Source organism: Zobellia uliginosa (assembly GCF_018860745.1).
In the GTDB taxonomy this organism is placed as follows: domain Bacteria; phylum Bacteroidota; class Bacteroidia; order Flavobacteriales; family Flavobacteriaceae; genus Zobellia; species Zobellia uliginosa_B.
In genome coordinates, this window is sequence record NZ_JAHKPY010000014.1 from 699,572 (window position 1) to 707,171 (window position 7,600).

A 7,600-nucleotide genomic window follows, 5' to 3' on the forward strand; every position below is an offset into this window, starting at 1 on the left:
CTTTTAAGAAAATCAATATCTTTAAGAACCTGAAAACCAACCTTTATGAAAAAATTACTATCCGTTTGTATTATTTTATTGTTGTTTTCAGGTTTTGGTTTTGGGCAGACGAAGGAGATTGATAGTTTGAAAGTCATACTGAAAACTACTGAAATTCACGATACAGTTAGAATTAAAACCAATTTCGCGTTAGCGGGAAGATTTGGTGGGTTTAGTTTGGACAGTCTCAAAAAATACACCTTCGAGGCTGAAAAACTGTCCAAGTTAAATGATAATTATTTATTGGATGCTGTGTGCTATTACTTAGCACTCTACTATGACAATACAGGAGACTTAAAAAAAGCAAAAGAGTATTATCAGAAAGCCTTGACCTTGACAGATAGTATAAAGGATGCAAAAAAGTTTGCTAAAATTTTGTCAGGTTACGCTACAGTATTAAATGAGACCACAGAACTTGAGGAAAAGATTTCATATAACCTGAGAGCCTTAAAATTCAGGGAGTCGATTGATGATAAATTTGACATAGGTAAATCACAATTTAATTTGGCGGTGATATACAGTAATACTGGTTTTGACAGTCTTTCGGTAAAATATTTAAGACAGGCCTTAAACAATGGAGAAGTTTCTGGTGAAAAGGTTTTTACAGGGTACGTACTTAATAGTCTTATAATGTATGCATTAAAAGATGGAGATCTTGAATTGGCGGAGGAATATCTTTTTAAATCAGAACAAATTTGCGAAGAAACAGGTTCTAATATGGTTTGCTATAATACTTATATTAGAAAAGGAGAATATCATGATAAGCTAAAGGAATTTTACAAGGCTGAGCAAGCATTTTTGGAATCATTAAAATATGCTGTGCAACGTGGTATACAAGCCGACATTATGTTTGTTTATGCTTATTTGGGAAAGCACTATGTTCTTGCTAGAGAACCTCAAAAAGCGATAAAAAGCTTTAAAAAGTTTGAAGAACAAAAAACAAATACACTTGAAGGAAAAATAAGCGAACTCGCTTATGATAACTGGTCAAAAGCAGAACGTATGATAGGAAATTACGATAAGTCTGATGAATATTTTACCCGATATAAAGACATAAGAGATTCTTTAGATTCAGATAAAAATAAAGTAATGCTTTTCAATGCCGAAACAAAATACCAATCCGAAAAAAAAGACAAAGAAATTGCAGAACAAAAACTAGCCTTAACAGAAAGCAAATCAAAAACCCGAACTATGACCCTATTGATCGTTTCCCTCCTTTTTGGATCTATATTATTGTGGTTCTCTTTCAACCAACGCCAAAAGCGTATGCAGCAGCAGTTGGTATCTATTGAAAGAGAACAAGAAGTAAAAACCTTGGAATCCTTAATGGAAGGTGAGGAAAAAGAACGCTTGCGTATTGCCAAAGAGCTTCATGACGGGGTAAATGGTGATCTTTCGGCTATTAAATTTAAACTCTCTTCTTTGCTAGAGATGAACAATACGGTAATCAAAGAAGCCGTTACCATGATCGATAATTCTTGTGAACAGGTGCGTGCCATCTCACATAATCTGGTGCCCCCTTCTTTAAAAGACTTTAACTTATTGGAGGCGGTTGAGGAGTATTGCCAGAGTATGGATAGTATCCACAAAGCTGAAGTAAGTTTTCAACACGTAGGAGAGCAGATCAACTTAGATAAGAAACAAGAAGCTAATCTATTCCGAATTATACAAGAGTTGGTAACCAATAGTATTAAGCATGCCCAGGGCAATGAAATTAATGTACAACTGAGTCATTTAAAAAATACGCTACAACTTACTGTTGAGGATAATGGTAAGGGCTTTGACCCTAAAACGGTAAAAAGCGATGGTATTGGCATGCAAAACGTACAATCTAGGGTAGATTATTTGAATGCTACCATAGATTTTGTTTCCAATGAAAAAGGGACATCATATACCATTACAATGGATACCAAAACCAAATAACCATGATAACCATAGCTATTACGGATGATCACCAAATGGTGGTACAGGGCATAGAAACCATGCTCAGGTATGAACCGGATATGGTCATATCATACAAATATAACAGTGTTGCAACAACCATTGAAGGACTATCAAAACAGCAACCTGATATACTTTTGTTGGATATTAATCTACCGGACGGTAACGGTATAGATTTATGTAAAAAGTTAATGGGGTCGTTTCCAAAATTAAAAATCATCGCATTAAGTAGTTTTAGCGAGATTGCTTTTGTAAAGCGAATTTTGAGCAACGGAGCTAGTGGTTATCTTTTGAAAAATACGAGTAAAGAAGAATTGATTACTGCTTTTAAAACTGTTTTGGATGGTGGGCAGTACTTGCAAAAAGACATTCAGAAAAAGCTACTCCAAAGTTCATTGGGCCAGAAGAAAGCAAGTTCTTTTATTCCTAAACTTACCCGCCGCGAAAAAGAAGTATTGACTGCGATTTCAGAAGAACTCACTACCAACGAAATTGCCGATAAACTTTGTATCAGTTCCAAAACCGTGGAAACCCACCGCATGAATCTTATTAGTAAGTTAGGTGCCCGTAACAGTGTTGGGCTAATAAAAATCGCGATGGAAAAGGGGTTGTTGAAAAATTAGACATCTTCATTTCTTATGCATTCCTAACTTTACTATTTAAAATATGCTTTTGCCTATTAAATCCTAGCTATCATTTTTAACATTTTAGAATTTTTTAAAAGTCCTCCTTCTAGTATGTCGCTTATATAAAGACTAGGGTCTTCATTTCCTTCTATAAGAATTGGCCCGTAAGGAGTGATGGCCACATCCCAACCAACCATTCCATTAGGAATGTGTTTTGATGCGTTCTTTACCAATTTACAGGCTTCTTTATAGTAAGGAATCTTAAAATTTTGTAATACAAAATCTGTGTCAGGATGTTTATTTGTTTGTTCGCCGCCAAACTCTATATCAAAATAGGCAGTTTGTTTTAAAGTACCTATTTTTTGGTTGATACCTATGGTAAGTCCTCCCGATGAAGTATTGTCTACAACATTGCCTTTTGCACCAAAACGCATGCTAGAAGTAATAATATCCACTTCTCCGTTTTCCATATGCGTTAGTATACGAAGGGTGTTTATGGATTTTGAGTAAATAGCATTGATTTCAGGATGTTGAGCTATAACTTCGGTATGTGCATAATTACCGCTTATAAGATTTTCATATTCTAATTGTAATTTTTTTTGCAAGTTTTCTTTACTTAATTTAAAACAGCCTTTGCCACCATAAAGTGATAACGGTCTAAAGAAAATTGCTTTGGCGGGTGTAGATTGAAATACGGCTTCGTAAGCTTGCATCAATTGATTTAATGTAGAAATTTCACAAATGCCATTCTCTAAAAAAAAGCTTTTGCCAAAGTTGTGACCAATAAGTTTTGGGGTTGCTAGTTTATGCTTTTCACAATAAAGAGCAAAATTCAGTTTGTTATTTAATATGGAGGTGTATTCTTGCTTGTTAAGTTTTGGGCTGCGCTGTATCCGATTGTTTAAGTCAGTACTTAAATAATCCTTATAATTTTTAACTTCTTTTTTATAAAGATGCTTAAAATAGTACATAGGCACTTCTTTTCTGGTGGTCCAGAGTACGAATACCTCTTTAAGAATTTTTAAAAAACCCTTTTTTTCCGGGTCTTTAAGGAATACTTTGATCCTTCCTGGATTGGTAAAGTGTATTGCCATTGTATTTTTTGTTAAGTTATTTTTCGGTTAGGTTGAGTACTTTTTTTCGTTTCCCGGAAGACAGCAACGGTATTTCATCTACATAGGTAACGGCCAGGTTGGCATTACTGCCCAGATAGCCTTTAAACTCATTAATCAATTCCTTTTCGCGCGTAAAACTAGTTTGTACGTTCAGTATAAATTCATAATTATTTTTACCTTTCTGAATGAATTGGTATTGATTTAATCTATTGTACTTCCACATATTATTAGTGAGGGTAAAAGGAGAAATAGGTTCGCCTTTAGTGTTGAATATAGCGTCCATTTTTCGACCTTCAACAGTACTTAGGACGTAATGAATGTTTCGGTTTATCTCTATTTTTTTCATAGCTCCTAGGTCTCCCGTATCATAGCGTATTAGGGGCATGGCACGGTTGAAAAAATCGGTTACGACAATTCTTCCCGTTTTGCCATCTTCTAGCGGAATGTCTGCGTTAGTATCTAAAATCTCAATATGATAACTGGCTAGGTTTAAAAGAAAATTGTTTTCTAAGAAGGGGGTTTGCTGGGCTAGCATTCCGTTCTCGGTATTCGCATAACGAGATACAACGGGACAACCAAAATGTACTTCCAAATAATTTTTTGTGGGGTTGTCCAATGATTCGGACATGGCTATAATAGAGATGACTTTCGCATCGGATAAATCGGTTGGGTGGCGTTTTAGGTATTTTACAATTCCATCTAGCGCAGAGGCATAGCTAAGTATACTTTTGGGAGCATTGCCAAATATAATTCGGTTTAGGAATTCCTTAATTTTACTGTCGCTTAGTTTAAAAACCTCTATTGGGCTAATGTTCTGTATTTTTTGAATGAATTTGCTCTTTCTGTTCTGTTTGTTCCAAATTCTAAAATAATAGAACCCTTGGCCCCAGGTATGGCCAACTGTTTCCCAAAAGAAATGCACATCGGCTTTATGGCGCCTTTTTTTATTTTTATCATGAACTACGGTAAAAGGCGTTCCTGTTGAACCACTTGTAGAGGCATTGAATGTTTTTTTGTTTACGTAACTTTCGGAAAGAAATGATTTGCTATTTTCCTTGATCAGATTTTTATTTACTACCGGAAAATGTTGGAGAGAAGTGGCGGTTATTCCCAAAAATTTATAATAGGGTACCGTTTTTACAGCATGATGTAAAATCTGGTTTAAATAGGTAGTGCGTTGCTGCGTGGCGTAATCGGATTCATGGTTTATGTTTATTCGTTTTATGGCATCATAATGTTTACGGATCTTGGAACCTTTAAATTGGTCCAGTAGCCAAAAAAATGAACTTCTCCACGTAGTGGGTTTATTTGAAAATTCTATGTTATGCACCCTATTGAACATAAGATTTTTTATTAGTTTCATTATGCACAGCGTAAGACTGACCACAATTGGCATCCCCGTTTAGATAAGCATCTCCCGTTTTTCTTTTTCTAATAAAACGTGCTGGTGTTCCATAGGTTAGGGAATATGATGCCACATTTTTAATGACCAGAGAACCGGCACCAATAAGACTATGTTTGCCAATAGAAATATTCTCAATAACATTTGCCCCAAGGGATATAGCTGAATATTTGCCAAGCATAAGGTTTCCTCCGGTGCATACCCCTGAAGAAATACTGGAAAAATCTTCCATAATTCCGTCATGTCCAAGTGAGGAATTGGTGTTTAGAATGCAATAATCACCCATTTGGGAATTCGCATTTATTATGGCTCCAGGTGCTATTACGGTTCCTTTTCCGATTTTGACGCCCATGCCTATAATGGCGCTAGGGTGTACCACGGTAACCATTTCAAGCAGCGGGCAGATAGTATTGATTTTATCCACCATGATTTTTCTGGTCCAATTGTTTCCAATTGCTATAATAACACCTTGTATGTCTAGACGCCATACAAGCCACGGAAGGTCTAGCTCTGTTCCCAAAACTTCAAGCCCGTATTTTTTTGTACCCTTTTTTTTAAAAGAATCTATAAAGCCTAGAACATTATATTGTCCTTTTTTGTTAATGCAATCCAGAACCATACCCCCATGTCCAGATGCGCCTACTATTAAAATGTTTTTCATGTTCTCGGAGTTTTGTATTAGTTGGTACCATCTTCTCGCGATAAGTAATCATAGGGTTATCGTAAATTTCAACCCGCACTTTGTGTACTCATTTCTATCGCTATATTTTTTCTCAATTTTCTATGACTAAAGTATTTCTTTAAAAGTGCTAAAGCGTAAGGGTATTCCCTGATTTTTCTATATCAGGGTTAACCCCTAGTTTTTAAAACACTTAAAATCAATAGTTTGGAATATTTGGTAGGAGGGTAATAACAATTTGTGGTGTAATGTGTTCCTTCTAACCACTTGCGAAAACGAAGTATAGAATTTTAATACAGTCTATTTAAGTAAGGACCTTATTTTACCTATCCAACATTTCAGGGTTAACCCTGATATTTTTATTTCAGGGAATCCCCTGAAGGTTTCGAATAAGTCTCAGAATACCTTGCGAGAATAACTTTTAAACTATAATAAAATGAAAACCTTACTGAAATTAAGTTGTTTTACCTTTCTCTTGCTTAGCTTATCTTGTAGTAAAAATGATAATGACCCTCCAGCTCCTATTGAAGAGGCTATTGAAGCTGATGCGGAGGATGATATGGAAGTTGCCGAAGAAGAAAATAGTGCTCCATCTGAGTTTGAATTGGTAGTTCTGCCGGATGCCGCGGTGGAGGTAGACGTTTTACCCATATTTAGCTGGAATGCTAGTACCGACCCGGATGGTGATACTGTTGTGTATGATTTATACTTGGATGAAGGTGATGCAGCGGATAAGGTATTTGCAGAAGATATTGAGGTCAACAGTTATGAGGTCAAAGATCGTCTAGAATTAACGAAGGGATACGCTTGGAAGGTTGTTGCAAGAGATTCTGAAGGAGCTAGTGTAACGAGTGATACAAGAACTTTTTCAACCAGACCCTTACGTTTTAATGATGTTCCTGAAACCGCTAATGCTGCTTTTAGTGCACGACAGCTTCATAGTTCAATCGTATATGAAGATAGAATATGGGTAATAGGAGGGTCTATTTTAGGAGCGGGTACCGTACCATTTAAAGATGTTTGGTTTACCGAAGATGGTATAAACTGGGAGCTCGCTACGGAATCTGCAGATTATGGAGCGCGTGCAGCTCACTCGTCGGTAGTTTTTGATGGTAAGATGTGGGTGATTGGTGGCTTTGACGATACGGGCAAAATTAAAAATGATGTTTGGGCAAGTAAAGATGGTGAAACTTGGAATGTTGTCGTTAATGATGCCCCATTTAATGGTAGGGCCGGACATACCTCTGTAGTTTATGACAATAAGATTTGGTTGATAGGTGGAGTTGATACGGACAATAACCTACAAAATGATGTTTGGGTAAGCCAAGACGGTTTTACTTGGAAAGAGGTTTCCGGAGATGCTGGTTTTGAAGCTCGAAATTTGCACTCTATGGTAGCTTTTGAGGATGGAATCTATGTTATTGGCGGAAGAAATAAATTAGATGAGAGATTGGGTGATGTTTGGTTCAGTAAAGATGGAATTAATTGGGATGTTTTATCTAAAGATGCTGATTTTACGGGTCGATTCTCCCATACATCCATCGTATTCGATAATAAAATGTGGGTTATTGGTGGTCTTGATGAAGAATTTAATTGGAAAAATGATGCGTGGTTCAGTACAGATGGAAAAATATGGACGGAAGCCATTAATGCGGCGCCATTTTCAAGACGATTTAGGCATTCTTCGGTTGTCTTTAAAAACAAGGCATGGGTAATTGCAGGAACAGGCGAAGTAAATAATGTTCAAAACGATGTTTGGACATTTGAATAACATTCTAAAAATCAATAAAACAAAAGC

6 protein-coding genes are annotated in these 7,600 nt (G+C 36.3%); 3 read left to right on the plus strand and 3 right to left on the minus strand.

Annotated elements, in window-relative coordinates; genetic code table 11:
• The first annotated feature begins 45 nt into the window (after positions 1-45).
• On the plus strand, positions 46-1,962 hold the full coding sequence (locus KO521_RS17880; protein ID WP_215941267.1) for a tetratricopeptide repeat-containing sensor histidine kinase: 1,917 nt from the start codon (positions 46-48) through the stop codon (positions 1,960-1,962).
• 2 nt (positions 1,963-1,964) lie between these two features.
• Complete coding sequence (locus tag KO521_RS17885) at positions 1,965-2,603, plus strand: response regulator (protein ID WP_215941268.1); 639 nt, start codon at positions 1,965-1,967, stop codon at positions 2,601-2,603.
• 56 nt (positions 2,604-2,659) lie between these two features.
• On the opposite strand, the gene KO521_RS17890 is transcribed toward KO521_RS17885, so the two are convergent.
• Genes KO521_RS17890 through KO521_RS17900 form a run of 3 tightly spaced genes read right to left on the minus strand, consistent with a single transcriptional unit; the run spans position 2,660 to position 5,784 of the window.
• Positions 2,660-3,700: a sugar-transfer associated ATP-grasp domain-containing protein gene (locus tag KO521_RS17890; protein ID WP_215941269.1), complete on the minus strand. Its 1,041-nt coding sequence runs from the start codon at positions 3,698-3,700 to the stop codon at positions 2,660-2,662.
• 16 nt (positions 3,701-3,716) lie between these two features.
• Positions 3,717-5,084, minus strand: coding sequence for a CoF synthetase (locus KO521_RS17895; protein ID WP_215941270.1), 1,368 nt, complete (start codon positions 5,082-5,084; stop codon positions 3,717-3,719).
• Positions 5,053-5,784, minus strand: coding sequence for an acetyltransferase (locus tag KO521_RS17900; protein ID WP_215941271.1), 732 nt, complete (start codon positions 5,782-5,784; stop codon positions 5,053-5,055). The genes KO521_RS17895 and KO521_RS17900 overlap by 32 nt, the downstream gene beginning before the upstream one ends.
• A gap of 454 nt (positions 5,785-6,238) precedes the next feature.
• Here KO521_RS17900 and KO521_RS17905 point away from each other — a divergent pair, with 454 nt between their 5' ends.
• On the plus strand, positions 6,239-7,573 hold the full coding sequence (locus KO521_RS17905) for a Kelch repeat-containing protein (protein ID WP_215941272.1): 1,335 nt from the start codon (positions 6,239-6,241) through the stop codon (positions 7,571-7,573).
• Positions 7,574-7,600: the final 27 nt, after the last annotated feature.